Source organism: Euzebyella marina, from assembly GCF_014855515.1.
GTDB classification, from domain to species: Bacteria; Bacteroidota; Bacteroidia; order Flavobacteriales; family Flavobacteriaceae; genus Euzebyella; species Euzebyella marina.
The window spans coordinates 1,598,079-1,623,959 of sequence record NZ_JACYFK010000001.1 but is presented as its reverse complement, the minus strand read 5'-3'; the positions used below and the strand labels follow the sequence as shown (position 1 = coordinate 1,623,959).

The 25,881-nt window shown below is 41.4% G+C and carries 18 protein-coding genes; 9 read left to right on the top strand and 9 right to left on the bottom strand.

All coding sequences use genetic code 11. From position 1 onward, the window contains the following. Positions 1-54: 54 nt before the first annotated feature. A complete protein-coding gene (locus IL356_RS06605; RefSeq protein WP_225621405.1) occupies positions 55-2,250 on the top strand; it encodes an FUSC family protein in 2,196 nt (731 codons plus the stop codon). A gap of 1 nt (position 2,251) precedes the next feature. On the opposite strand, the gene IL356_RS06600 is transcribed toward IL356_RS06605, so the two are convergent. After that, complete coding sequence (locus IL356_RS06600; RefSeq protein ID WP_121850229.1) at positions 2,252-3,301, bottom strand: sugar phosphate isomerase/epimerase family protein; 1,050 nt, start codon at positions 3,299-3,301, stop codon at positions 2,252-2,254. A 167-nt stretch (positions 3,302-3,468) separates the two neighbouring features. Here IL356_RS06600 and IL356_RS06595 point away from each other — a divergent pair, with 167 nt between their 5' ends. The 7 genes from IL356_RS06595 to IL356_RS06565 all read left to right on the top strand — a co-directional run bounded on the left by IL356_RS06595 (position 3,469) and on the right by IL356_RS06565 (position 10,304). After that, positions 3,469-4,911 carry a sulfatase family protein gene (locus IL356_RS06595; protein WP_121850230.1) on the top strand — a complete coding sequence of 481 codons (1,443 nt, stop codon included), beginning with the start codon at positions 3,469-3,471 and terminating at the stop codon, positions 4,909-4,911. Positions 4,912-4,920: 9 nt separating this feature from the next. Then, the gene (locus IL356_RS06590; protein WP_121850231.1) at positions 4,921-5,634 is read left to right on the top strand and encodes a tRNA1(Val) (adenine(37)-N6)-methyltransferase; all 714 of its coding nucleotides are present in this window, start codon (positions 4,921-4,923) and stop codon (positions 5,632-5,634) included. A 57-nt stretch (positions 5,635-5,691) separates the two neighbouring features. Continuing rightward, a complete protein-coding gene (locus IL356_RS06585) occupies positions 5,692-6,870 on the top strand; it encodes an acyl-CoA dehydrogenase family protein (protein WP_121850232.1) in 1,179 nt (392 codons plus the stop codon). A gap of 56 nt (positions 6,871-6,926) precedes the next feature. After that, positions 6,927-7,304, top strand: coding sequence for a hypothetical protein (locus IL356_RS06580; protein ID WP_121850233.1), 378 nt, complete (start codon positions 6,927-6,929; stop codon positions 7,302-7,304). A gap of 120 nt (positions 7,305-7,424) precedes the next feature. Then, positions 7,425-8,222: an MbnP family protein gene (locus IL356_RS06575; protein ID WP_121850234.1), complete on the top strand. Its 798-nt coding sequence runs from the start codon at positions 7,425-7,427 to the stop codon at positions 8,220-8,222. Positions 8,223-8,314: 92 nt separating this feature from the next. Next, complete coding sequence (locus IL356_RS06570; RefSeq protein ID WP_121850797.1) at positions 8,315-9,331, top strand: cytochrome-c peroxidase; 1,017 nt, start codon at positions 8,315-8,317, stop codon at positions 9,329-9,331. Continuing rightward, positions 9,318-10,304, top strand: a complete 987-nt coding sequence (locus tag IL356_RS06565) for a transporter family protein (protein ID WP_192466534.1) — start codon at positions 9,318-9,320, stop codon at positions 10,302-10,304. The genes IL356_RS06570 and IL356_RS06565 overlap by 14 nt, the downstream gene beginning before the upstream one ends. A gap of 219 nt (positions 10,305-10,523) precedes the next feature. Here IL356_RS06565 and IL356_RS06560 read toward each other — a convergent pair whose 3' ends face one another. From IL356_RS06560 to IL356_RS06525, 8 genes are all read right to left on the bottom strand, one after another. After that, the gene (locus tag IL356_RS06560) at positions 10,524-12,698 is read right to left on the bottom strand and encodes a xanthine dehydrogenase family protein molybdopterin-binding subunit (RefSeq protein WP_225621404.1); all 2,175 of its coding nucleotides are present in this window, start codon (positions 12,696-12,698) and stop codon (positions 10,524-10,526) included. After that, on the bottom strand, positions 12,695-13,168 hold the full coding sequence (locus IL356_RS06555; protein ID WP_121850235.1) for a (2Fe-2S)-binding protein: 474 nt from the start codon (positions 13,166-13,168) through the stop codon (positions 12,695-12,697). The genes IL356_RS06560 and IL356_RS06555 overlap by 4 nt, the downstream gene beginning before the upstream one ends. 325 nt (positions 13,169-13,493) lie before the next feature. Beyond that, positions 13,494-14,942, bottom strand: coding sequence for a DUF1501 domain-containing protein (locus tag IL356_RS06550; protein ID WP_121850236.1), 1,449 nt, complete (start codon positions 14,940-14,942; stop codon positions 13,494-13,496). A 39-nt stretch (positions 14,943-14,981) separates the two neighbouring features. Then, positions 14,982-17,816 carry a DUF1553 domain-containing protein gene (locus IL356_RS06545; RefSeq protein ID WP_121850237.1) on the bottom strand — a complete coding sequence of 945 codons (2,835 nt, stop codon included), beginning with the start codon at positions 17,814-17,816 and terminating at the stop codon, positions 14,982-14,984. A 63-nt stretch (positions 17,817-17,879) separates the two neighbouring features. After that, entirely contained in the window at positions 17,880-19,385 is a 1,506-nt protein-coding gene (locus IL356_RS06540) for a RagB/SusD family nutrient uptake outer membrane protein (protein WP_121850238.1), read from the bottom strand. Between the two features lie 31 nt (positions 19,386-19,416). Continuing rightward, positions 19,417-22,812, bottom strand: coding sequence for a SusC/RagA family TonB-linked outer membrane protein (locus IL356_RS06535; RefSeq protein ID WP_205601260.1), 3,396 nt, complete (start codon positions 22,810-22,812; stop codon positions 19,417-19,419). Positions 22,813-22,901: 89 nt separating this feature from the next. Next, on the bottom strand, positions 22,902-24,047 hold the full coding sequence (locus IL356_RS06530) for a FecR family protein (protein WP_162987947.1): 1,146 nt from the start codon (positions 24,045-24,047) through the stop codon (positions 22,902-22,904). Between the two features lie 120 nt (positions 24,048-24,167). After that, complete coding sequence (locus IL356_RS06525; protein ID WP_121850241.1) at positions 24,168-24,734, bottom strand: RNA polymerase sigma-70 factor; 567 nt, start codon at positions 24,732-24,734, stop codon at positions 24,168-24,170. A gap of 275 nt (positions 24,735-25,009) precedes the next feature. Here IL356_RS06525 and IL356_RS06520 point away from each other — a divergent pair, with 275 nt between their 5' ends. Next, on the top strand, positions 25,010-25,867 hold the full coding sequence (locus IL356_RS06520) for a 3-keto-disaccharide hydrolase (protein WP_225621403.1): 858 nt from the start codon (positions 25,010-25,012) through the stop codon (positions 25,865-25,867). Positions 25,868-25,881: the final 14 nt, after the last annotated feature.

Genomic DNA, 25,881 nt, shown 5'->3' with positions numbered 1-25,881 from the left:
ATACTAAATCGGTGTTGTTTTACTTTTGTAAAAAATTGAAATGTTCATATTGGTTTGAAGCAACACCTATTCGACTATAGCCAAAGTTTTATCAAATACCTGAAAAGCACTGACTTCTCGAAAGCTATTCTTTTAGGCATCTCGGTAAGTATACCCATTGTACTAGGTATTCAACTAGGCCATTTAGAAGTAGGCTTATCGGTAGCTTTTGGCGCCATGTGGTGTTCGCCCAGTAATACCAACGGCAGCCATAGACACAATGTCATTTCTATTCTTTGGGCTACTCTTTTAGTGATGGTCATAAGTTTGATTGGCGGCTACCTCAACTTACGGGAGTGGTACATGTTACCCGTTTTAGGCATTGTAACCTTTTCGGTAGCCTATCTGGCCATATTCGGTTTTAGGGCTTCTCTGATCGGTTTTTCAGGCCTTTTGGCCTTGGTTCTTAGTTTTGCCTATGAGGCCAAGGAAATTGAAGTATATGAACATTGCCTATGGATAGGAGTTGGAGGACTTTGGTACCTCGGCCTGATAATTATTTGGCATCATTTAAATCCGAGAGCACAAACCGAAGAAACCCTGTCGGAAATCTACCAACTTACCGCCAGTTTTTTAAAAACAAGGGGCAAACTCATAGACCCCAAAAGTAATCAGCTGGCATTAAGGTCGAACTTGGCCAAACAACAAGATAAATTAATCGAGCTTCATGGCACTCTAAGAGACATACTGATCAAATCAAGAAAAGATGCCGGACCTTCCATCTACCAAAACAAACGTCTGCTTGTATTTGCCCAGTTAGTAGAGATTTTAGAAGTGGCATTGGCCAACCCGGTCGAATATGATAAAATGAACGTTTTGTTCAGCCAAAAGCCCTCTTTGGCCTCAGACTTTCAAGGTCTTATTTTTGAAATAGCGAATCAACTTCAATATGTTGGCAATAGAACACCAAAAAAGGCTTTAGATTCAAAAAATAAACTATTAGAAGAGCAATTCAAAAAAGTTCGGAGCGCCCTTGAAATCTTGGAGAGTGAAATTTCTGTAGAGCATTACCTGATGCTGCACAATTTAATCGAATATCAAGAAAAGCAATTTGAAAAGCTAAAAAAAATCAAGTGGTTATTGGAGGACCCACACATAGATGAAAATGACTATATCAATACAGAAACAGCTTTAAAATTCATACCTCATCAAGATTACAGCCCTCGTCTTCTAATTGACAATCTTAATATGCGTTCGCATATTTTTAGACATTCGCTACGTCTGGCCGTCATCATGATTTTGGGTTTTTCTATCGGGTCATTTTTAGATTTTCAAAACCCATATTGGATACTTCTGACTATCATCGTTATTATGCGGCCAACTTATGGGCTTACAAAAGAGCGAACAAAAGAGCGAATTATTGGCACCTTGATCGGGTCATTGATTGCCGTTTCAGTGGTCTTCTTCATTAAAAGTCCTTATGTATTCGGAATACTTGGCGTCGTCAGCTTGGTACTGGCCTTCTCCATAGTTCAAAAAAACTATCGTATCGCAGCCACTTTCATCACTTTAAGCGTCGTTTTCATTTACGGAATAATTCGACCGGATATTCTATCGGTCATCCAATTTAGAATTCTAGACACTGTTTTTGGTGCCGTGCTTTCCTTTTTGGCGATTTACTACTTATGGCCCTCATGGAGCTTCCTTAAAATAGAGGATGCCGTAATCAAAAGCGTTAGTGCCAATAAAGATTTTCTAGAACAAATCATTCTCTTTTATGACCGAAAAGGAGAAGTTCCTATTGAATATAAAATTGCCAGAAAGAGAGCATTTGATGAGAACTCAAACCTCAGCACCGCTTTTCAGGATATGACACAAGAACCTTCTTCTAAACAAATCGATTATGAAAGAACTTATGAACTTGTCGTTCACAATCACAGAATACTAACTTCATTAGCTTCTCTTAGTGGCTATATTCAAAACCAAACGACTACCAGTGCCTCAAACGAACTGAAAGAGGTGGCAAATTTAATTGACAACAATCTTGACCATACGATTCAAATTCTAAAGAAAAATAAGAATGGTAGCGAGACAATGGACAATGAAATAAAGTTCAAGCAACTACACCGTAGTCTTAACAACTCAATAGAAGCTACCCCACCCAATGACCGTACCAGAAGACGACTTCAAGAAGCGCACTTGATACTCGAACAACTACATTGGCTCTTTTCACTTAGCAATAAATTGGTGAAACTAGCATCCCGAGCCTGAATCAATGAGCTCTTTTATCCAAAGCTTTCTTACAATACGCCAAACATTTTTGAACTTCTTGAACCGCATTTGATCCCACGGGTATCTCATATTCCAGTTCAATCGTACCCGGAAACTTATACTTTTGATCTCTCATCAATTGTAAAGCTTCTTCTAGCGGTGTGTCGCCCGTGCCCCAAACCAAGTTACCTTTATCGTGCGCAGGGGTCTGGCGGTCTTTCATATGCATACTTTTTATATGCTGATGTTTACTTTTGATAATCTCAAGGGGTTGGCTATTACCTGCGGCCACAAAATGGCCCAAATCCAAATTCAAGGCGTTATATTCCGACTGTTTCAAGGCGGTGTCCCAAAAGGTAGGTGTTTGTTGCTCATGGCCATGGTAGGCCATATAAACCTTATTTTCTTTGGCAATTTTACCCAATCTTTGGGTGTGTGTGTCATCACTGGGGTGCTCGACGGTAACGTGACTTGCTCCCAATATTTTGGCGGCTTTCATTCCCCAATCTATTTCGGCATCACTATTATCTTTGCCGAAGGCACTTGGTTTAAAAGCATAGATTGACACACCTGCATCATTGTACATCTTCCGAAGCTTTTCAAAAGAATTCATTGACATGTTCTTTCTCCACTCCGCTACTTGAGCTCCGTAAGCTTTGGCCTGAGCTTGTAGATCCGCCAATTCAATTTCTTGGTCTTCTGTGATATTTCCGTCTCTCTTGGCTCTCATCAATCCGTAAAAAGCCCTTCTGTCAATTGGGCTTTCAGGTTTTCCTGCAAAAGACTCGGCAGGATCGCCCATAAGTTCAATGGCACTTATACCTGAATCAGTAACATATTTTAAGGTTGCCTCTGCACTTTGGTCGGGCATACTTCGAAACGAGTAGGTAATGACCCCGATCTGAACTCCGTTAATTAAAGAATTCGGCTTTTTAAGATTACGCACTATACTAGGTGCACAAAATAATGGAGAGGGTTTTAAGGCGAGACCTGCACTGGCCAGAATTCCGGTTGCTAAAAATTTTCTTCTATTTAACTGATTATTTTTCATGGGATAGTTGAGTTTAAGGTCTTTCAAGATAGGTATTTTTCAACCTAATCAATGGCACATGTTCAAATTGTTTAATGAAGCATTCCTGTCAAAATAAATGCAGCACGAGAAATACTGAGAGGTTTGCTTATTTTTGAAATCCTTTTACCAAACTATAACAACCTATCATGACCAAAAACCTCCTCTTAGCAGCTCTAGTTATTTGTATCAGCAGTTGCAAACCTAAAAAAGAATCCGAGCCAAAAAGTGAGCGGCCTCAAAAGCCCAATATAGTCCTCATTTTTACAGATGACCAAGGTTATCGTGATGTGGGTGTTTTTGGTGCCAATGATATTGCTACGCCCCACCTTGATCAGATGGCTGCTGACGGCGTTAAATTGACAAGTTTCTATGCCGCGCAAGCGGTGTGCTCTGCCTCTAGGGCGGGTATTTTGACCGGTTGCTACCCGAACAGGATCGGAATTCATAACGCCATGATGCCCAATAGCAAAAAAGGGCTTCACCCTTCTGAAACGACCATGGCTGAAATGCTTAAGGAAAATGGATATGCTACCGGAATTTTCGGAAAGTGGCACTTAGGAGACCATGCTAACTTTCTACCCACCAAAAATGGATTTGATGAATGGTTTGGTATTCCTTATTCCAATGATATGTGGCCTTTGCACCCACAACAAGGCCCTGTCTTCAATTTTGGCCCGCTTCCTCTTTATCACAACGAAACCGTAATCGATACGCTAACCGATCAATCGCAACTGACCGTACAAATTACCGAGCACAGTGTTGATTTTATCAAGAAAAACAAAGACAAACCGTTTTTTCTATATGTTCCTCATCCGCAACCGCACGTTCCGCTTTTCGTATCGGACAATTTCAAGGGCAAGTCAGATCGCGGACTTTATGGCGATGTAATCATGGAAATAGATTGGTCGGTCGGTCAAATTGTAAAAGCATTGGAAAAAAACGGGTTGTCTGAAAATACGCTGGTCATTTTCACTTCGGATAACGGCCCGTGGCTTTCATACGGTAATCATGCTGGTAGCGCCCTACCCTATCGCGAAGGCAAAGGAACTGCTTGGGAGGGAGGTCAAAGAGAACCTTTTATAGCAAAATATCCGGCCAAACTTCCGGCCGGTAAAAGCATCGATGTTCCGGTTATGGCCATTGATATTCTCCCGACGGTCGCGAATCTTACCGATTCAAAACTACCGGAACTTACCATCGATGGCAAAGATGTTTGGAAGGTTATGACCGGAGAATCTGCTGAAAGTCCTCAAGAGGCCTATTTTTTCTATTACCGTGTCAATGAACTATTCGGGGTACGGTATGGCAAATGGAAACTGTACTTCCCTCACACCTATCGCACCATGCAAGGTCAAGAACCAGGAGCCGATGGTTTGCCCGGAGCCTATAAAATGGTCGATTTGAAAGAAATCGAGCTTTACAATCTTGAAACTGATGAAAGTGAAACGCAGAATGTGGCGGATGAACATCCCGAAATAGTGGAAAAAATAAAAACCCTAGCCGACCAAATGCGCGCTCGATTGGGCGACTCACTCAAAAATCAAAAAGGCTCGGAAACCCGTGAACCGGGACAAATTGAGCAAAGCTAAATCTTACCTATGTCTGAATTATTTAAGTTCAAACAATTCTCCATCAATCAAGATAGGTGCGCCATGAAAATCGGTACCGACGGGGTCTTGTTAGGTGCTTGGACAAGTTTGAGACATCAACCGGAAACCATATTGGATATTGGTTCTGGTACGGGTATCATCGCCCTTATGCTCGCCCAAAGGAGTACTGCCGAAAGTATAGATGCTATCGAAACGGATGAAAACGCCTATGAGCAGTGTGTCAATAACTTTGAAGACTCACCTTGGGCAGACCGCCTGTTCTGTTATCATGCAGATTTTGATGAGTTTGTTGGTGAGATGGAAGAGGAATATGACTTAATTGTTTCAAATCCGCCATTCTATGCCGAGGCCGTTTCCAGTGGCGATTCAGCGCGTGACAGAGCGAGACAGAACAATTCATTACCCTTTGAAGAATTACTGGAAGGGGTATCGGCCTTGCTCTCATCAAACGGTTTTTTTTCAACAATTATCCCCTTTAAAGAAGAGACCCGTTTTCTAGAGCTTGCCAGTGACAATGGTCTATTTGCTTCAAGTATAACAAGGGTCAAAGGCAACCCCGATTCCGACGTTAAAAGAAGTTTATTGGAATTCTCATTCCAAGAAGTCGTGACTAAAACAAGCGAATTAACCATTGAAATAGAGCGCCATCAGTATACCGCAGAATATAAAGATTTGACCAAAGATTTTTACCTCAAAATGTAACAACGACCGTATGAAATGTTATATTTCATTAGTACATTTGGTAAAAAGCCATGCGTTATGAAGCCTGATTCTTTTGAAGCTCCCGACTATTATAATCTTGACGATCTGTTAAGCGATGAGCATAAGCTTGTCAGAGATGCCGCAAGACAATGGGTAAAACGAGAAGTATCTCCGATTATCGAAGATTATGCCCAAAAGGCCGAGTTTCCTCATCAAATATTGAACGGACTCGCCGAAATAGGTGCCTTCGGACCTTACATTCCTGAGGAATATGGTGGAGCGGGACTCGACCAAATCAGCTATGGCCTTATCATGCAAGAAATCGAAAGAGGCGATAGCGGTGTTCGCTCTACGGCTTCCGTACAATCTTCATTGGTAATGTACCCTATTTACACCTATGGCTCTGAGGAACAAAAGAAAAAATTCCTTCCAAAGTTGGCGTCCGGCGAGCTTATGGGATGCTTCGGTCTTACAGAGCCCAACCACGGCTCGAACCCGGGCGGTATGGAAACAAAGTTTAAAGATGGGGGCGACCATTATCTACTGAACGGAGCCAAACTATGGATATCTAATTCACCCTTCGCGGATATTGCCGTGGTTTGGGCAAAAAATGAAGAGGGGCGCATTCATGGTCTCATTATAGAAAGAGACATGGAAGGTTTTTCAACCCCTGAAACACATAACAAATGGTCACTACGTGCTTCGGCAACCGGTGAGCTAATTTTTGATAATGTAAAAGTACCTAAAGAGAACCTATTGCCGAACAAATCCGGCTTGGGTGCGCCGCTTGGCTGTCTTGACTCTGCCCGTTACGGAATTTCATGGGGTGCCATTGGTGCCGCTATGGACTGCTATGATACAGCACTTCGATATGCCAAAGAACGGGTGCAATTCGGCAAACCCATAGCAGCCTTTCAACTTCAACAGAAAAAGTTGGCAGAAATGATTACCGAAATAACAAAGGCCCAACTACTATCTTTTCGTCTTGGGCAACTAAAGAATGAAGGCAAGGCCACTTCGGCACAGATTTCTATGGCCAAAAGAAACAATGTTGACATGGCCTTAAAAATCGCAAGAGAAGCACGTCAAATGTTAGGCGGAATGGGAATCACCGGAGAGTATAGCATCATGCGCCACATGATGAACCTTGAAAGTGTCGTCACATACGAAGGCACACATGATATTCACCTATTGATTACAGGGGCAGATATTACCGGCATACCGGCCTTCAATTAACCATATATTTCCCTACATAAGTAGTTTTAAAAGCTTTTGAGCTTTATCTTTGCACGGTGAAATCATACGTAATTCTTTTGGTTGCTACCGTTATGCTTTTTAAGCCACTTTGGCCAGTGGCAGAGTATATCATGAATTACGACTACATCAAAGATGTGCTTTGTGAGAACAAAGACCGACCTATGATGAACTGTGACGGCAAATGTTATCTGGCCAAAATGTTAGCCAAAGAAGCCGAAAAGCATGAAAAAAATCCTTTCGGTGAAAAGCAGTCCAAAACCGAAATTCAACCGTTGGTTTACCTTGAATTTTTACCTCAACTAGGTGTCAATTTCGACTTCGAAAAAAGCTCTCTTCAGCAAACTTTATTTATTGAGTCACTTACTTCTACATTGTTGGCTCATGATATCGTACAACCCCCAGAATTGGTATAGCACTTTTTTCTATCTGTAAGCAATTGGTTAAAGCCAGTAGCGAACATCATTATTCCCTATTATTTAATATTAGACCGGACATAAACATCTCATGAACCGGTCTGTTCAAACTTTTTATTCATGAAATTGAATCTCATAAGCACTGCTATACTATTTTCCTTAATCATGGTTGGCTGTTCAAGCAACGATACTACCACCGACCAATTGACCGGCTCCGGCAGCATTTCTATTAAATATGACAATGGCTATAATGGCAATGACCTTATTATCGGAGCTGCCAATAGCGCCAACAGTAACGGTGAAAACTTGACCATCACACGGCTCAGTTACATTGTGAGCAATTTTAGATTGGTAAACTCAACGGGAGAAGAGTATGTTTTTCCGAAAGATGAAAGCTATTTTGTAATAAGCCAAGAGGCCGATTTAGATAATGTGGTACTTCCTGAGATACCTGCAGGCGAATACACTACCTTAAAATTTGGGGTAGGTGTTGACCAAGAAAAATACCTGCAAGGGGCCGAGGGCCAAGGTGATTTTCTCGCATTAGCGGAAAGCCATCACATGATGTGGTCATGGCAAGCTGGTTACAAATTCTTGAATTTTGAGGGAAGTTTTACTTCTGAAATTGTAACCGACGATACAGAATTTAAAATTCACATGGGCAGCCATGGCTCCAGCCTCGATAATTACAAAGAAGTAACCCTGGCATTACAAACGAATGTGAGGGTCAGTGATGAAATGGATTCTAGCATCCACCTTAAAATCGACGCTGCTAAAATTCTCGTTTCGAGCAATAATATTCAACTTACCGAAAAGTCGGTCATTATGGTAGATGAGGTAAAATCACCTCAAATTGCAGTGAATGTGACCGAAATGTTCGAGGTAGACCATATTCATAACGGAGACGGACACAACTGAAAATGAGGGTAAATATATATCAGGCGACCGGCCTTAAAAAGCTGGTCGCCTTAGTCTGTATCGTCTTCCGTTCAATCTGGACGTTGATGCCGATGGTGTTCTTGTTGTATGCCTGTTCTAATAATGAGGAGGAATATATTCTCATTAATGAGTCCTTGGCATTTGAAGTTCCCAGTAATTTTCCGGAACCCCATTATGATTTTGATGCGAACCCACCCACCAAATACGGCTTTGAATTGGGCAAGCGCCTGTTCTATGATGGCAAACTATCTTCAAACGGATTTATTTCTTGCGGATTTTGCCATGAACAGGCTTTCGCCTTCACCCATCACGGACATCAATTTAGTCATGGTATAGATGATTTGGAAGGTACCCGAAATACTCCTCCCATTCAAAACATGGCTTTTCTAAAAGAGTTTGCCTGGGATGGTGCTACTTCGCATTTAGACCTTTTCCCCATCATACCTATCACCAACGAAGTTGAAATGGGCGAAACCATGGGCAATGTAATCAATAAGCTAAAGGCCGATTCTTCTTATCAAGAAGCTTTTGAAATGGCTTTTGATGACCCGGAGGTGAACACAGAGAATTTCTTAAAGGCATTGGGCCAATTTATGGCAATGATGGTGTCATCGAACAGTCGCTACGATAAATATGTTCGCAATGAAGAAGGTGGCCAGCTGACAGACTTGGAAAAGCAGGGATTAGACTTATTCGGCCAAAAATGCAGCAGTTGCCATGGCACCGACCTATTTACTGATAGCTCTTTTAGAAATAATGGTTTGCCCCCTAACCCTCAATTAGATGATGTGGGCCGTGAAGAGGTAAGTGGCGCGCTATCGGATAAGTACAAATTTAAAGTTCCCAGTTTGCGAAACATTGATAAAACGGCACCGTACATGCATGATGGTAGATTCGGAAACTTAATGTCCGTGCTTGATTTTTATGAAAGTGGAGTCGTCGACTCGTCCACATTAGACCCATTATTGAAATTGGAAGGCCGACTGGGCATCCCGTTAACTTCAAACGAGAAAGAAGCAATTATTGCCTTTTTGCTCACGCTAACAGATGAAACTTATTTAAATGATCAACGCTTTGCAGAATACTAAACTCTTATCAACCACAATTTGTGTCTTCTTGGTCTTTCAGATGCTATGGGCCAAACCTGACGCTTTCAAAGATTCAAACCCGTGTATACATTCTTACCACCTTGAAGATTTCTTCGATTTCTGCGATACCTGTGGTTGTGGCAGCAGCGGTGGAAGTATGGGCTATGGCACCGGATTGAACAATTATTTCATAGGCGTCAGGTATATTGGCCAACAATACCGCTCTAGAGACGGTATTTTTAACGATTCCCCTTGGATTACCGAAAATTTTAATACCATGCAGGTATGGGGCAATGTGCCGATTACCAAAAGGGCCATTCTCAATGTAATTGTGCCCTATCAGCAACATAACAGGGTACTGCCCGATCAAACCGAACAAAAAATAAATGGCCTAGGTGACATTAGCGTGTTGGCATTTTATGATTTGCTCAAGCGAACACCCGATAGCATTATCTCTATAACTCCAGAGCATTATTTTCAAATCGGAGCGGGCGTTAAAGCCCCTACAGGTAAATACGATAGAGCCAACAACACAGGAAGTGTTAACCCCAGCTTTCAAGTCGGGAATGGCAGCTGGGATTATATCGCAGCCATGAATTATGGCTTTACCTATAGAAATTGGGGTATCAGTACACTTTTGAACTACACCTTCAAAACCGAGAACCCGAAACAATATCAATTCGGTAATCAGTTAAATTATGGCATCAATGCATTCAAAACATACTATATATCAGATTTGGCATTGACCCCAATTCTTGGTATTGCCGGCGAACATTTTGAAGCCAATAAAGAATATGGCGCAGCTGTACCCAATACCAAAGGGAGTGTTTTTCTGGGAAAAGTAAGCTTAGAAGCGAGTTATAACAGAATAGCTTTGGGCCTTGCAGGCATGGTACCCATCTCGCAACAACTCAACAATAATAAGGTTGAGCTAAAACATCGACTTTCGGTTTATGTAAATATCAACTTATAGAGAATCAAATATTCTTTAAAAAAACATCTAACAAGGCGCTCACAACAAAAATCAAGCGGTTCACATCAATTTATTGCTGCCTTTCGGTATCGGTAGTATGTTTGAAGTGTAATAATCAATCAGAAGTAAATTTTTTCATTTTCATATAGTGTTCTCGTAAAAGAGCTTTGTCGAAAGACAGGGCTCTTTTTGATTTTAGGAACATCTGATTGATTCTAACTACGCTTTTAAAAGCTCTTTGTCTACAGGAAGACTTACGATGCGCACCCCGGTAGCCTTATAAATAGCATTTACAATAGCCGCTGTAGTCGGTGCCATTGATGCTTCACCCGCACCTACGGGTCTTTGCTCCACCCTATCCAATATCTCGACTTCGACTTCGGGAATTTCAGGATATCTAAGAATAGGATAAGAGGCCCAATTTAAGCTGGTTATTCCTTTAGAACTAAATTTCACCTCTTCTTTTAGGGCCCAGCTGGCCGACTGTATCATACCCCCTTCTGTCTGGTTTTTTAATCCGTCGGGGTTTATGGTCTCTCCGGCATCTACCATGGCCCATAATTTTTGAACTTTTACCTGACCGGTCTTTCGCTCGACGGAAACCTTAGCCGCCATGGCACAATACGAAGTTTCGTTCTTGTACCGCGAAAACGATACACCAAGCCCCTCATTTTCAATTACCGATATTGATTTAATTTTATCCTGTAGTTTGCGTAAGCATTCTACCGCTCTTGGATCATCTAAATGTTCCATTCTAAATTCAATTGGGTCTTTGCCTGCTTTTTCGGATAAATCGTCGATAACAGATTCAATGGCAAATATATTCGTAAAGGTACCTAGACTACGTAATGAAGAAACTCTCAAAGGCCCTAAAAACATATGTGAGGTGACCCTGAGATTTGGTACGGAATAATACGGGGCTGCATTACGCCAAGCTCCACCTCTATAACCAATGCCATGATGCCCATAGTCTTTGTTCATAAAACGTGAGGGCAATAATGTATTGGGGTTACTATTGGGCCGATTACTGTGCCCATCTGACCATATATGACTATCCCATGTGGCAATTCTTCCATTTGTATCCAGAGACGCCTCAATATCGACTATCATGGCCGTACCATACGGTTCCCAAGCATGCTCATCTTCTCTAGACCATTGAAGACGAATATGTTTGTTCGGTAATTCGAGGGCTATCAGAGCCGCTTCAGTTGCCACATCATTTGCCCCGTTGTGGCCGAAACAACCCGAACCTGGCACCGCTTTTACGTGTACCTTTTCTTCAGGCATTTCCAAAAAATTGGCCAGCGTTCTTCTTAGCGGGTAAGTGCCTTGACAATGCGACCAGACATGTAAAACAGTTCCATCAAAAAAAGCCACCGCACACGAAGGTCCGTTTGCAGCGTGCATTAAATAGGGCTTGAAAAATGAACGGGAGACCATCGTCTTCGAAGACTGCCCAACATCTCCCTTATTCTCCTGCACCTCTTCTTCAACGGGCAAATTTTTCAAATGGTTCTTGAGTTCTTTTTGCTCGGGCATGTTTTGACCTGAATCCCATTTGATTTGCCCACCAATCTTTTCTGCCAATTGAATGGCCTCAAACTCCTTTTCCGCAACTACTCCTACAAAATGGTCTTTCCTAATCAGTTGAATTAGGTTGGGCCAATTTTTAGAGTTTTCTTCATCGAATTGGATAATTTTTGCCGCATATTTAGGAGGATGTACCACACGCGCATGCAACATACCGGGAAACCTTAAATCTTGTACAAAAACGGATTGCCCACGAACCATTGCCTCAATATCACTTCTTGGAACCGGCTGCCCCACATACTTTCGAACGGTCTTGGCCTTGATCTCGACATTCTCGTCAACCTTTCCTTCAATATGTTGTCCTTTAAGCAACTCGAATAGAGACGTCTTTTTATCGGCACCGAAGATGTTTCCATCTTCCATTTTCAAAGACTCTTTTGACAGGTTTAAACTTTCCGAAGCCATTTTCAATAAAATCTCACGAGCGGTTGCCGACGCCAGTCTAATGGACATTCCGCTCGATTCAATTGACATGCTCGCCGCCGTAAAACCTTCATCTGGCGTTACCTCGGTCTCGGCCATTTGTACATCGATTAAATCGAGTCGCATGTTTAATTCTTCAGCGGCAATTTGTGCCACCGCGGTTTTGATTCCCTGACCTAACTCTAATTTTCCGGTATAGATAAGCACCCGACCGTTTTCTCGTATTTCAAGCCAAGCGTTCACACTTTCCTTTGAAAGGTTTCTTTCAATTTCCTTCGCAACGGTAAAACTCTCTGCGAGTACTGTCGTGGTAGGCAACATAGAAAAACCAATACTCAAACAGCCAAGCTGTTGAACAAACATTCTTCGGTCTTTTCTCATGGCCTTGCTTTTTTAACGGCACTCGTAACCGCTTTTATAACCCTGGAGTGAACGCCGCACCGGCAGATATTGATAGCAAGGGCTTCTCGAATTTCTTCTTCGGTCGGGTTTTGTTTTTTCTCCAACAAAGAAACCGCCGACATTACCATACCATTTAGGCAATAACCGCATTGCGCGGCTTGTTCTTCAACAAATGCCTGTTGTACAGGATGTAATTCACCATCTTCTTTGATAAGACCTGCCAGTGTTCTAATTTCAGAATCAACCGCCGTCTTGACAGGAAACCTGCAAGAAGGTCTTGCTTCGCCATCTACAAGTACCATACAGGCCCCACATTGCTGCAAACCACAACCAAACTTAGGTCCGTTTAACTGAAGTTCATTACGCAACACATACAACAATGGGGTTTCGGGATTTATATCGACCGTATGCTCTTTGCCATTGACCTGCAAAGTCAGGGTTTCTACCATAATTGACTTTTTTTGGAAGGGTTTATGAAACTACGAAAAAAGAGAGTCTTAAAAAACAAGGAAATAATCCGTTGGAAATTGTATTTATTTTCCTTCATAACAAATCTGCCTTGACTCACAACAGAAATTAAGGGCCTTACATCATTTAATTGGCTTAAAGGCAGGCTGTACGTATGTTTGTCACGTAGTTAATCAGAAGTAATTTTTTCATTTTCATATAGTGTTCTCGTAAAAGAGCTTTGTTTTAGAACCAAAGCTCTTTTTAGTTTATGACTATTGATGTTCACTAAATTCTACTCCGCACTAAACTTTTTTCCCTTCGGACCTAAACCTTTTTAATCGGCTTACCGAATAAGTCAAGAATGGGTTTGCCGTGACCATCTGGGGTCGTGTAAAACGGTCTACCTTCGATTGTGTACTCCGTTTCAGGGTGTATACCCAAGGCGTGATAAATGGATTGATGTACTTGATCGATGACCACCGGATTTTCTATTGAAGAACAAGGTCTTTCATCAGCGGTCTTTCCATACACCAAGCCTTTTTCAATACCACCGCCCCATAAAAGAATCGAACTACCATCTGTAAAATGGCGGTGCATTCCGTAGAATTTTTCATCTTCGATGATATCAGGCTGATCCACCTGGTCTTTTACAGTTTCACCTGGGCGCCCTTCCATAATGGCATCACGGCTAAACTCACTGGCCAAAATAATCAACGTGTGATCCAAATGTCCGCTTTCATCCAAATCCTTCACCAACTGGGCAATAGGCCGGTCAACCAACTCCTTCATTTTCTTGGCTCGGGTATGTCCGTTTTCGTGTGTATCCCATCCTAAGAAAGGCTCGTATTCAGTAGAAACACTAATAAACCTACCCCCATTTTGGGCCAACCGCTTTGCCAGAAGACAGCCCAGGCCAAATCTTCCTGTATTGTAAGTATCGTACACCTCTTTGGGTTCTTCTGACAAATCAAAAACCTTTGCCTCCGGGGAGTTCAATAGACGGTACGATTGCTCCATTGAGCGCATAAGGGATTCTTTTTGATAATCGCTGCCCTCTTGCATGAACGAACTTTTATTGGCCAACTCTTTATAAAGCTTATAACGGGCTTCGAAACGTTTCAATGACATTCCTTTTGGTGGGCGCACACTATCAAGACCACCGGCCGGGTCGGGTATTAAAAACGGACCAAATTCGGTACCCAAAAACCCTGCGGAATGAAACGCTTTCAATTCTTCCGCCTCGCCCACCGTAAAACGCTGCCCCATCGCTATAAAAGGAGGAATCACAGGATTGACCGGCCCTAATTCTTTAGCTATCCATGCTCCTATATGAGGTGCCTGTACCGATTGTGGTGGTTCATAGCACGTATGCCAATGGTACTGATGCCGGGTATGCAAAATATGACCTAAATCAGCCGATTTATAAGACCGAATTATAGCACCTTTATCCATTACCCCGGCAATAGATTCCAGCCCCTTCGAAAAATGCAGTCCATCGACCACCGTGGGTATTTTTGGAAAAGTACTTAAAACTCTTTTACTCTCTACACCTTTTTCATAAGGCACGTAGGCCTTCGGGTCAAATGTTTCGGTGTGGGCCATACCGCCTGCCATCCAAAGAAGAATGACCGTATCTGCCGTTGATGGTAGGGAAGAGGGGCCTTTTGAACAAGAGCTCAAAAAACTGGCCAATGGAATACTCGTAGCGGATGCCGCCAAACTGGCTGCCGACATTTTCTTAATGAACTCTCGTCTTGTATTATTCTCTTTCATCTTTCTCAAACTTTATATGCGAAAAACTCATTACTATCTTTAATTGATAAACTGAAACTCTGGTAAGACCAACGTAGACCAAAATACATCTTGCAAACCTTCTTTACTCGCATTCCGCCCTAGAATGCCCATCAACAATTCACTTTCTTCTTCAGAGGGATTTCTACCGAAAGATTGTTGGTATAGATTGTCAACTATTTTCTGACTATCCTTATCATACGCTTGCAGCCACCGTTCGGCACCCTCCTCTAGCACTCCATTGAAAAACTCCCCATTCGTAAGCTCCAAGGCTTGTAATAAGGTGGCATTATCATCCCTCGTTGTAGCGACATTTTCGCGACTTGGCCTACCCAATGCTTTCATAAACGGGTGTTGCTTTACCAAGCTCGCTCGTGCGAACTCCCCATTTTCATCATTGAAATTGAAGTTGACCAATTTGCCCCAATTGGCACTGCCATAGTTTCTGGCCTCACCCCATGAAGTATCGTCAAAATTGATAGCGGTCCATTCATCATTAGGGGTGGTTCCAAAACTTCTCCACGATGTATCTGAATCAATTTGAACTTCTGAACCCTTATCGAATTTTACTCTCATAGAGAATAACACACCAGCCGGGTTGGCGATGGTTCCTTCATTTTCCCCCTCGATAGCAATCACATTTTTTCCTGATTTTAAAAATTGGGTCACATCATATTTACCAACCCTTTTCCAATCATTTCCGGAAGCAATTTTTTCACCATTTACATAAAGCACATAGGAATGATCGACAGACAGTAAAGCGGTCGCTTCGGAAATTGTACCGCCGGACAAACTAAATGTTTTACGAAAATACCTTTTGCCGGGCTCGGGAAGCACATCACGGTCAAACTTGACCTCTCTATGCCATACTCGCTGCGCTTTCAATTCAGCATGTGTAGGGTCGTACTCCACCGTATGGTATACCGGAAATACGATTTGACTCACCGCATCGGAAAACTGCTCAGCACTTAATCGTCTAACAATCGGCCCATTAAAGACATAATCAGATTTTACATCCTCTATCTTATCATACTTCGCCGCACGCAATTGGTACGTTTTGGAAGTCATGATTCGCTTGATCAAATGCTTCAAATCATAACCTGATTCAATAAAATCGGCGGCAAGCCAATCGAGTAAGTCCCCATTCCATGGTTCATTATCCATTTCATCTAGAGGTTCAATAATACCACGGCCCATTAGTCTTTGCCAAATTCTGTTGGTTATGGTTCGGTACAAGCGGCCATTATCGGGCTGCACCATTACTTTCGCCAAGTTCAACAACCGTTCTTCTAGGCTTTCGCCCTCTACTTCGCCCAATTCAGGGTACAGAAAGTTAACCTCGGCCATTCTACCCAATGGTTTGTCGCAACGGTTCAATTCTAAAACCGAATCGGCAAATATCGAGGCAAAACCATAAGATTGCTCCAACGTAAGATTACTCACAAAACTGTTATGGCAAGAGGCGCATTTTACATTTACACCCATTAAAGATTGACCTATATTTTGAGCGGCCTGCATTTCGGTACGTTGGCTGGCGTTGACCACACCTCGCCATTCAATGCCTTTGATAAAGCCTTCGGAAGCCTCAGACGGGTTTACCAATTCACTTACCATTTGGTCATAACCCTTATTTGTAAGTAGCGAATTATAAAGCCAGTCGGTAATCTGCTTTCTTCCCCCTGTAATAAACCCTGTTCCACTATAGTCATTACGCAATAAATCATTCCAAAAACTGATCCAATGCTGCGTGTAATTGTGTTTATCATTCAAAAGGGAATCGATAAGAGCTTCCCTTTTATTAGAATCGGAATCGTTTACAAACTTCTCAATCTGCTGGGTTGATGGCAATAACCCAACAATATCTAGGTACGCCCTGCGAACAAATAAGTGGTCATTTACTTCTTGGGGCCATTCTGCGCCCCTTTCCTCAAAATACGAGTCAACCAATTTGTCTATTGGATGGGATTGCACGGAAGTTGGCAATGAAGGCATGTTCAATGCCAATTCGGCCTCAGGAAAAACTTTTAATGTTTGGTCTGACCAATGGGCTCCGTTCTTGATCCACATTTCAACCAATTTGATTTCACTGGATTTTAAGACTTTTCCTTTTTTGGGCATTACCTCATCATGATTGGGAGACAATGTAATTCTCCGGAAAAGTTCACTTTCTTCCGGTTTGCCAGCCACTACCGATAAGCCGGATTCTCCACCTGCAAAAACTCCCTCTTTACTATCCAAAACCAAACCGCCCTTCTGTTTGTTCTGGCTGTGGCATTGATAGCAGTTATGGGCAAAAATGGCCCTTACCTCTAAATTTAAACGGTCTTGCTGCGCGGTATCCAACGAATTGACCTGCTTGAGCTCAGCCAATAAAGCGACCCCTTTACTATCGTCATAACCTTCATCACTACCGGGCAAAATACCTGTTAAAAAGTCTTCACCATGGGTGAGGTTGGCACCTAGATGCCCTGTTATGGTCAGTAAAATGACCGTAGTCATCAAAACGCCTCTGTATAGGCGAAAATCTTTGATTTTTCCTTGAAGGGTTCGTTGCAGTAAAATTGATGCGGCGATGGAAAAAACAGCTGTCGCTATGCCAATATATTGGTGTTTATCGACCAAATCTCCGCTATAGTCATCTTGAGATTTCAAGAACCACCCAAAGAGGGTAGATAAAATAGCCGAAACGGCACCGATTATGACCATCCAACGAATACCTTCACGAAGACCCGGTCTTTTACCGTTTAAAGTGAGTATTTCTAAAAACAGGGCCACTACCAATAAGCCAATAGGAAAATGCACCAATAATGGATGAAGCCTACCTAAAAACTGAAGTACCCAATCAAAACTTTCCATAAATCAATCAAATTTTATGTTGATGGAATTATATCAACTTACCAACTCTTCAATCTAAAGAGATCAATATCCGTCGTTTTGCTTTAAATTTTTATTCACCAGTAATTCTCTTTCCGGCAGCGGGAAAAGCACTTCAAAAGCATCAAACTGATAATCGGACGGAGAAAAACCTATTTGGCCTCGAGGCGTAGTAGGATTGTTTCTTTCTCTTTCACCATGGGCATTTAAAAAGCTAACTAGCTCAGCTGTACTAAAGGTACGTTTTAAATCGAACCAACGGTGGTTTTCAAATGCCAGCTCTATTCTTCTCTCGTGCCTTAGAACATCGCGAAACTCACCTTGTGACAAGCCTCCTAAAGACTCCAATCCTGCACGCTCCCTAACTTGGTTCAAGTAGCCGTAGGCTTGTGCATTCGGGCCAGATTCTTCGTTGATGGCTTCCGCCAACATCAAAAGCACATCTGCATACCTTAGCACAGGCCAGTTGTCATCAGGTCTTGACTGAATAGAATGTGGGTGATGAAACTTTTCTATGAAAGGTACCGCCACATACTCATCATTGTTGTTGATGTAGCCTTCACTTATTGAAACCGCTTTGCGCAAATCGCCTTCTTCATAAGAACTAATGAGGTCATTGGTAGGGATGTTCCATCCACCCCCATTAATACCAGCAAAACCAGTGACCGCACCTTCCGAAAAAAGGGGATAAAAATTATAGATAAAACCACTGGATTCACCCAAATCGTTGCCTCCTTGAAATTGTACTTCAAAAATTGATTCAACATGGTTCTTGTTGTTAGGGTCGAAAACAGCCCCATAATCACGTAACAAGTCATATATACCCAAATCGATTACTGCTTCAAGAGTTGTTTTAGCCTCGCTATAGTCTGCTAAAGTCAAGTAAACCTTGCCCAATAAAGTTAAAGCCGCACCCTTCGTAATTCGGCCCGCTTCTGAAGAATCATAAACAGCCGGTAAAGCGGAGGCAGCAAAATCGAGATCGCTTTTAATCAGTTCATATACCTCTGATTCGGGTGAACGGGAATATTCAAAAGATTCTGAGGGATCCCCAATCGGTTCTGTAATCAAAATGGCATCACCGAAGTATTGAGACAATAAAAAATAATAATACGCCCTGAAAAATTTGGCTTCGCCCTCTAATCTTGCTTTCGAAGTAGCATCAATTTCAGCTTCAGAAAGTTTAAAAAGCACCGTATTGATATTACCCAATGTATTATAAATATTTCGGTATGCAGTATAGATCAAACTAGTGTTCGAATTCATTTGCCAATATTCTACCGACTCTATGTTCGGCCCCTGCCCCCTATTGCCTTCGTTAAAATGCACAGTGGTATTATCGGAGACGAACTCTTGCAACAACCATTGGTCTGCGGTAATGGTCTGCAATTGCCCATAAATACCAAAAACCGCTTGTTCTAACTGATTTTCGGTATTGTAGAATGTTTCTTCACCTAATTGTGTGGGGTCGGTCTTATCAAGAAAGTCTTTACTGCAAGAGAATACTAAAGCCGCCAGAATAAAAACTCCTATTTTATATATCGTTTTCATTGATTTACTTTTTTAGATAGTTGATTTGAGTTTAAAATGACAGGGTTGCCCCTAAGGTTACCGTTCTAGGCACCGGATAAGCTGAATCATCTCGACCGGGATTAATACCGCCTGCCGTACTTACCTGTGGATTTCCTCCCGGAAAATCTGAAAACAAGTAGAGATTGTCTGTGTTGATATAGATACGAGCATTTCTGATAGCTCCCTCGGGGTTGAGAGGAATGGTATACCCCAAAGAGACATTCTTGATCCAAATATGACTGGCATCGTGAACATAGAAAGAGTTCGACTCTCTTTCCCATTTCCAATAAGTAGTGGTGGGTACCCTGCCATTGCCCGGGTTTTCGGCAGAACGCCATCTTTCTTTGGCCCTCGCGTCTACATTGAAAACACCATCAAGGTTGAGCGTTGTAGATTCTATATTTCTATAAACATCATAATTCTCGGCACCGGTCAGAATCGCATTGAAATCAAACGCCTTATAATCTAGGCCCAAGTTAAACGACCATACGTACTCCGGATGCGGATTTCCAATCTCTACCCAATCTGTGGTATCATATGAAATCTCTCCGTCACCATTGGCATCATAATAGATGAATGAGCCGGGTATGGCGCCATCTTGTGTCGGACTCGAATTGATCTGATCAACCGTGTTGAACACTCCCAAATTTCTATACCCATGAAGCATACCGATAGGCCGACCGACTTGAGAAACATTGTTTGTACCATAAAAATCACCATTTCTAATTTGGTCATTATCATCATTTATCGCCAAGACCTCGTTATCATTGAATGAAATATTAAAATTACTTCTAACACGAAGGTCTTCTCCGATACTGTTACGGTAACCAAGAGCAAATTCAATACCCGTATTCTGAACCTTACCTATATTCGTAAAGGTGGACTCAAAACCTGAGATGACCGGAATATTTACCGGCAACAGCATATTCTCAGTAGTTTTCTTATAGTACTCCCCCGTAAAAACCAATGTGTTATCTAGAATTGTTATATCGACCCCATAGTTGAACTGATCCGATTCTTCCCATCCTAGATTGCGATTGGCCAAAGAGTTCAGCACTTTACCAGGTGCGAAGCTGTTTCCTAATATATAATTGGAGGATGTCAATGTTGAAAGGCTCGGGTAGTTACCGATATTATTGTTGCCAGTTACCCCAAAACTTGCCCTGAGTTTTAGATCGTTCAACCAATCGGCGTTTTGCAGAAAAGATTCGTCTGAAACCCTCCAACCTAAAGAAACGGCCGGAAAACTTCCCCATCTATTATTTGATCCAAATCTTGAGCTACCTTCTCTTCTATAAGTGGCCGATAGTAGGTATTTGTCTTTAAAATCGTAGTTCAACCTGGCAAAATAAGCCAACAAACTCCAACTTGTTTCTCCGGAATTGACACTGAAAATTTCCGCATTTTGTAAAAATCGAATTTGATCATCAGGAAATTTAGTGCCTTGCGAACCAATATTTCTAAGCGTTGCCTCTTGCGCGGTATAGCCAAGCAATACATCTAGACCATGAGACTCGCCTATAGACTTCGAGTAAGAAAGTAATTGATCGGCAGACCAATTGATTTCTTCGCCATATTCTTCAGATAAACTTGCATCTCTCGGAGGCGGACCATTGAATCCGTTAGAGGCCAAAGTAGAGGGCCTAAACGAATTAAGCCTTTGACTAATCAGCGATACATTGGCCGACGATTTGAACTTGAAATCCTTTAGAAAATCGACCTCAACGAACATATTCGACAACAGCCTGTTTATATGTCTTTTATTTTTCTCTTCATGCAGAAGTTGAACAGGGTTCAAACTACCGAAAATCAAATCTCCGTCGGCATTATATCCTCCTAAATAATTATTGAACGAACCGTCTTCATTATAAATGGGCTCTCTAGGGTCTGCCCAAAGGGCAATTCCGGTAACCAAATCTCTACTACCCTCAGGTATATATCGCTCGTTTGACCTTGAACCGGTTACATTTAGACCAATATTTATGTTATCGGTAATCCTTGTATTAATGTTGGCCCTCACATTAAAGCGCTCGAAATTGGTTTTAACAATGGCGCCTTCTTGATTCAAATAACCCATAGAGATGATAGAATTGCTTCTCTCACCCCCTGAAGTCACGGTGAGATTATACTTTTTGAATAATGCCGCGCTGTTCATTATTTCATCTTGCCAATCAGTATAAGTAGTATTGTTCTCGGGATTTCTTATACGCAGGGGAATTTCAGATTCAGCTGGCTCCCTGCCCTCATTGAATATAAATTTATCGACCCAACTTTCTTTTTGAAATTGCCCAAATTCAACCGCATTCAGCATTTTGGTTCTTCGTTCACTCGGTATGTTCTGTATGCCTGAAACCACATCTAGGGTAACCGATGTAAGACCTGCCTTGGCACTTTTCGTATTTATTAAAACAACCCCGTTCGATCCTCGAGCCCCATAAATGGCCGTTGAAGCGGCATCTTTCAGAATCGTTATCGACTCAATATCACCTGGGTCGATGCTAAGGCCAGTGGAAGTTCCGATTGCAAACCCATCAACAACATACAAAGGTTTACTATCAGCACCCAAAGAACTAAGACCACGTATAACTATATCCATTTCTTGACCTGGCCTTCCGGAATTTTGACTCACCACTACCCCAGGGGCCTGGCCTAATATCATTCTTGATATATCAGTGGCCGGTACATCTTTAACCTCTTTTAAATCTACTACCGAAACTGCGGAAACAATATCTCTCTTCCGTTTGGTGCCATAGCCGACAACCACCACTTCATCTAAGCCCGCAGCACTTTCCTCAAGCATAACCTGAAGGCTTGATTGGCCATTTACCGATACTTCTTTGCTGGCATAGCCAATATAAGAAACCACTAAAATGGCATTTGAATCAGCAATAGCTATCTGAAACTTACCATCGAAATCAGCAGTGACCCCTTTGGTGGTGCCCTTCTCGACTATATTCGCACCTGGTAATGGAATTCCGTCGGCATCGGTAACCGTACCCGTAACCGATGTTTGGGCTTCCTTTTTCTTTTTCGCCACCTGTTTCTTTCTTAGATAGATTGAGTTTTCATTGGCAAACTCAAATTCCAGTCCGGCCGATAACACGCACTTTTCAAGAAGTTTTTCTATTCGAATATGGCCCTTGGCTATCTTAATTTTTGGGCTTCCCTCAAATAGATTCGAACGATAAATAAAATTATAGTCGGTTTGTTTTTTGACAACTTCAAGAATTTCTTCAACCGAAAGAATTTCGCTTGAGTTAAATTTCACTCTTTCGTTTTGAGAAAATCCATTTTCAGGGCTAAATCCAAACGAAAGAATCGTAAAGAACAAAATGAAGATTCTCATGGTAAATAATAGGGAGGTCTTAAGGTAGCATAGACCGCCCCCAAGTAGTTTAGTTTTCATAAATTTGTTTGTTGGTTAATTTTAAGTTGATCAATGTACATGGGGGATGGAGGTTTAAATTTGTCAGATCTAGACTCCGTTCCCTTTTTTTATTTCATAGTGATTCGTTTTTGGTTGATTTCATAATCTACTTCGTTGGTATTTTTAATGATAGCTAATATATCGGTGATGTCTTCGGCCCTTCTAAAAACACCGTTGAACTTAATTTCTTCAATATCTTTTTGCTGAAACTCTACCTCAAAGTCGTACCATCTAGAAAGCACTACCATAATGTCTTTTAATGGTTTGTTCTTAAAACTAAAGAGTCCGTTTTTCCATGATATTTCATTATAGACATCTACCTCTTCGATATTGATGACGTTGGTAACCCTGTCCAACTGTGACTGACGACCGGGGGTCAACCTTTTAGTTTCATCACCCTTATCTATGTTTACTTTGCCTTCTACCAACGTAGTTGAAATGAGGGCCTCCTCTTTGTAGGCCTTAATATTGAACTCTGTGCCGATAACATTTACCGCTTGATTTCCGGTCTTTACACTAAAGGCAGAACCGTTGTGTTTCGAGCTAGGGGATACTTCGAAATAAGCCTCACCATAAACCAATTCAACCTGTCTTTCTTCATTGGGCTGAAAACTTACCGGATATTTCAATTTTGTTTCTGCGTTGACCCAAACCTTGGTACTATCGGCCAGTACTATATAGAATTGCCCCCCTCTGGGGATTTCGAGAATATTACTTTTAGTTATGTTACTTGGCTTTTTGTCCGATGGTGTGTACACCAATTGTTCGCCATTGCTCGATGCATAACTCGTTGCATACTTCTGACCTTTGTGCAACGAAACCTTTGATCCGTCTTCAAGAGTTAAAATGGCCTTGTTTGTTCCTGTCTCAATTTTTTCTTCAACGGCGGTCAAAACTTGCGTTGGCTTTATCGTACTGTTCGTCGCGGTATGTTTATTTACCCACCACAGCGAAGCAACACTTAAAAAGATGGTCAGCAAGGCAGCATATTTAAAGAAGATGGTTCTATTCTTTCTTCTCTCTATTTTGGCGAGAACTTTTGGCCAATCTTCTATTGTTTTTAGTTCAGGACTACTTTTAGAATTATACTCTTTTGCAACCCTTTTAAAATAGGCGCGATGTCGTGGCGATTCAGTAAACCATTCATCAAAGATTTTGGCTTCAGACTCGGTTAAAGTATTATTGAGTTTTTTTATGATCAGCTTAAATTCCATAACAGACACTTCGTGCTTACACAGAATAGACAGCGACATTTTCAAAATGGGTGACAAAATTTTATCAAAATGATAAAATTTAACATAAAAAGAAAAGTTTATGAAAAACGAGCGATGGTCTTAAACATCAAGAAACAAAAACAGTAGAAATAGAATAAGCTCTGAAAATTTGGCCTTTGCTCTTTGTAATTGGGTTTTAACCGTATTGACCGACAAATTCAATTCATCGGCAATTTCCTGATAACGGTAGCTTGCTTTGAAACGGAGCTCGACAATAGTTCTCATTTTATGTGGTAGACTATCCATCACTTCAAGAACCTTATGATGCAGTAATTGTAATTCATCAAATTCAATATCTTCATCAAGATCCTGAAATTCTAGAACTGCCTGCTCCTCTAAAAACTTGGCGTTATCACTGATTTTGTATTTTTTCAGGTGGTTCAAACATTTATTTCTTACCATAGCATACATGTATGCCCTAAGATTGGTCTGAATCTGAAGTCTATCGGCTTTCTCCCATATTTTCACAAAAGCTTCTTGCACCAAATCTTTACTTAAATCTTCATCATAAAGATAGGTCTGAGCATAAATAACTAATTCACCATACAATGAATCAAACAACCTCTTAAAGGCTAGATGATTCCTTTTTTGAATTTCTACTATGTTCGATTCTACTTGAGCAGACATATGTGAACTAGTTACTTGGCAAAAATTAAGTTGCAACCACTCCTCTCAAAACCCTATTTTAAAAAGTTTAGCAGATAAAAATTTGAGAATGGACGAATGCTTTGCTTAGCAAATTCTTTTACCACCAAAGTCAAGTATAGTAAGTTTAATAACAAAAGGTATCCTGTACTGTGCTGTTGGATATTGCTGGTATGACAAATAAAGATAAAAATTGGAATCATTAAGCTTCTATTTTTCTCCGATAGTATTAAAGTGAACCTATGGCAAAAAAATATATGAGTACATTTATATGGGAGACCATTACCCTATTCGATATGAACAAAAAATACTTTTTACTCGGCATTATTTCATTATACGTATTAATGCTTTTTAACTCTTGTGGAGAAAAGAAAGAAAACAAACAGAGCGATTCTGTAGTTTCTAAAAAAGAAGCTAATTGGCAGCCTCTTTTTAATGGAGAAAATTTAGATGGTTGGACCATGAAGATCAATGGGTACCCACAAGATGAAAACTTTGGAAACACCTTTCGAGTCGAAGATGGTATTCTGAAAATAAGGTACAATCAATACGGACCTGAGTTCAAAGACCGTTTTGGCGCACTTTTTTTCAATGAAGAGTTACAAAACTACCGCTTAAAAGTCGAATACAGGTTTGTTGGCGAAACAGCGCCCGGCGCACCCGAATGGGGCTATCGTGATAGCGGAGTTCAGGTTCATACCCAACCACCCAATACTGTTAAACTAAACCAAAGTTTTCCTATTTGTCTAGAATATAATCTACACGGAGGAAACGGAAAGGACGAAAGACCTCTTGGAGCCATTTGCGGTATTGGTATGCAAGTCGAAATTGACGGAAAAAGAAGTACAGAATTCTGCAATCCTGCCAAAAAGAGTAAAACCTTTCATGGCGACCAGTGGGTAACCATTGAAATAGATGTAAACGACGGTCATTACAAACACTATGTAAACGGCGAAGAGATACTTAGCTATTCGAATCCAATCTATGATTCGGAAAATGAGTTTGCAAACGCATTCATAAAAAATGGCGACTCCAGCGTTACAAAGGGGTATATTTCGTTGCAATCAAATAGCCACCCAATAGATTTTAGAAAAATTGAATTGCTCCGTTACTAACGACAAGACTTTTT

What these genes read in the sequence shown, in the direction of transcription:
- IL356_RS06600 (WP_121850229.1), bottom strand. Translation starts at nt 3,301, where the DNA reads ATGAAAAATAATCAGTTAAATAGAAGAAAATTTTTAGCAACCGGAATT.
- IL356_RS06595 (WP_121850230.1), top strand. Translation starts at nt 3,469, where the DNA reads ATGACCAAAAACCTCCTCTTAGCAGCTCTAGTTATTTGTATCAGCAGT.
- IL356_RS06590 (WP_121850231.1), top strand. Translation starts at nt 4,921, where the DNA reads ATGTCTGAATTATTTAAGTTCAAACAATTCTCCATCAATCAAGATAGG.
- IL356_RS06585 (WP_121850232.1), top strand. Translation starts at nt 5,692, where the DNA reads ATGAAGCCTGATTCTTTTGAAGCTCCCGACTATTATAATCTTGACGAT.
- IL356_RS06575 (WP_121850234.1), top strand. Translation starts at nt 7,425, where the DNA reads ATGAAATTGAATCTCATAAGCACTGCTATACTATTTTCCTTAATCATG.
- IL356_RS06570 (WP_121850797.1), top strand. Translation starts at nt 8,315, where the DNA reads ATGGTGTTCTTGTTGTATGCCTGTTCTAATAATGAGGAGGAATATATT.
- IL356_RS06560 (WP_225621404.1), bottom strand. Translation starts at nt 12,698, where the DNA reads ATGAGAAAAGACCGAAGAATGTTTGTTCAACAGCTTGGCTGTTTGAGT.
- IL356_RS06555 (WP_121850235.1), bottom strand. Translation starts at nt 13,168, where the DNA reads ATGGTAGAAACCCTGACTTTGCAGGTCAATGGCAAAGAGCATACGGTC.
- IL356_RS06550 (WP_121850236.1), bottom strand. Translation starts at nt 14,942, where the DNA reads ATGAAAGAGAATAATACAAGACGAGAGTTCATTAAGAAAATGTCGGCA.
- IL356_RS06545 (WP_121850237.1), bottom strand. Translation starts at nt 17,816, where the DNA reads ATGGAAAGTTTTGATTGGGTACTTCAGTTTTTAGGTAGGCTTCATCCA.
- IL356_RS06540 (WP_121850238.1), bottom strand. Translation starts at nt 19,385, where the DNA reads ATGAAAACGATATATAAAATAGGAGTTTTTATTCTGGCGGCTTTAGTA.
- IL356_RS06535 (WP_205601260.1), bottom strand. Translation starts at nt 22,812, where the DNA reads ATGAAAACTAAACTACTTGGGGGCGGTCTATGCTACCTTAAGACCTCC.
- IL356_RS06530 (WP_162987947.1), bottom strand. Translation starts at nt 24,047, where the DNA reads ATGGAATTTAAGCTGATCATAAAAAAACTCAATAATACTTTAACCGAG.
- IL356_RS06525 (WP_121850241.1), bottom strand. Translation starts at nt 24,734, where the DNA reads ATGTCTGCTCAAGTAGAATCGAACATAGTAGAAATTCAAAAAAGGAAT.
- IL356_RS06520 (WP_225621403.1), top strand. Translation starts at nt 25,010, where the DNA reads ATGAGTACATTTATATGGGAGACCATTACCCTATTCGATATGAACAAA.